Source organism: Edwardsiella hoshinae NBRC 105699 = ATCC 33379 (assembly GCF_000474215.1).
GTDB classification, from domain to species: domain Bacteria; phylum Pseudomonadota; class Gammaproteobacteria; order Enterobacterales; family Enterobacteriaceae; genus Edwardsiella; species Edwardsiella hoshinae.
In genome coordinates, this window is the sequence record NZ_BAUC01000006.1 from 1 (window position 1) to 1,069 (window position 1,069).

The following is a 1,069-nucleotide window of genomic DNA, read 5'->3' on the forward strand; positions in this document are numbered from 1 at the left end:
CGGCCGCCAAGGCCTAACCGCGCCCATCTCGACACCCAACCAGCCGGTTTGGGTGTCTTTTTATCTTGCAGTGCTCTCCCCCCGCGGCCCTCAGCGACGAAGACGGCAGATAAAAGCCGTTACATCGAAATTTACCCGCACATCACGCTGCCCGCTGGCGGCAAGTAACGCCATCAGGCGTTTGGCATACTCCGGCCCCCCCTGCTGCGCCATATAACCCGTTACATAGCTGGTCGACAGGAAAAACGTCGCCAACTGCGCCACACTCAAGGTGAGAATATTGGGAAAGATCTGACGTTGGCTGTGTTGCAGATTAGGCTGGATCTGCATCAATTCCAGGGTATCGTCGTAGTCCACTAAGCGCCGATCTCGGAATGGAGCCCAACGCGTCGCCAACTCATACTCCACCACGTCGCGCAACGGCCCATAGACCAGAGGAAACTCGTAACGATAGGCGCAGAAGATCCCGCCCGGCTGCAACAACTGCGCCATCCGCGACAGCATCAATGGCCGATCCATCCAGTAGAAGGCGGTCGCGCAGGTCAGCAAATCGACTGGCTGCGGTGGCGTAAAGGTCTCGGCTGCCGCCATATCGAAAGTCAACTGCGGATAGTTTTGTCGCGCCAGCGCGATCAGCGCCTCATCGCGATCGCAACCGGCCACCTGAGAGAAATAGGTCTGCAAACGGGCGGTGGAGAAACCGCTGCCGCAGCCCAAATCCAAGGCGCGCTCATGATGGGTACACTGGCGCGCCAGGAACTGATACAGCGCCTCGGGATAACGGATCAATGCGCGAATCTGTTGATAGGCAATAGCGTAATGATTGAGCTGTCCCATAGTTTTTCCTTTGGCTGGTGACACCGGCGTGCTCGTGCCGTCGTTATGAGTGTACCTATCCCAACGGCGGATACCAGGCATAAAAAAACACCATTCGGCACCCAACGAGAGCAAACCGAAGAGCGCGAATCAGCCGTCGGATAAAAATAGCGTTGCTTAAGGCAGAGGCAGAGGCAGAGGCAGAGGCAGAGGCAGAGGCAGAGGCAGAGGCAGAGGCAGAGGCAGAGGCAGA

1 protein-coding gene is annotated in these 1,069 nt (G+C 57.5%); it reads right to left on the minus strand.

All coding sequences use genetic code 11. The features are described 5' to 3' along the window. Positions 1-90: 90 nt before the first annotated feature. A complete protein-coding gene (locus EHO01S_RS02950) occupies positions 91-837 on the minus strand; it encodes a class I SAM-dependent methyltransferase (RefSeq protein ID WP_024522562.1) in 747 nt (248 codons plus the stop codon). Positions 838-1,069: the final 232 nt, after the last annotated feature.

What these genes read in the sequence shown, in the direction of transcription:
- EHO01S_RS02950 (WP_024522562.1), bottom strand. Translation starts at nt 837, where the DNA reads ATGGGACAGCTCAATCATTACGCTATTGCCTATCAACAGATTCGCGCA.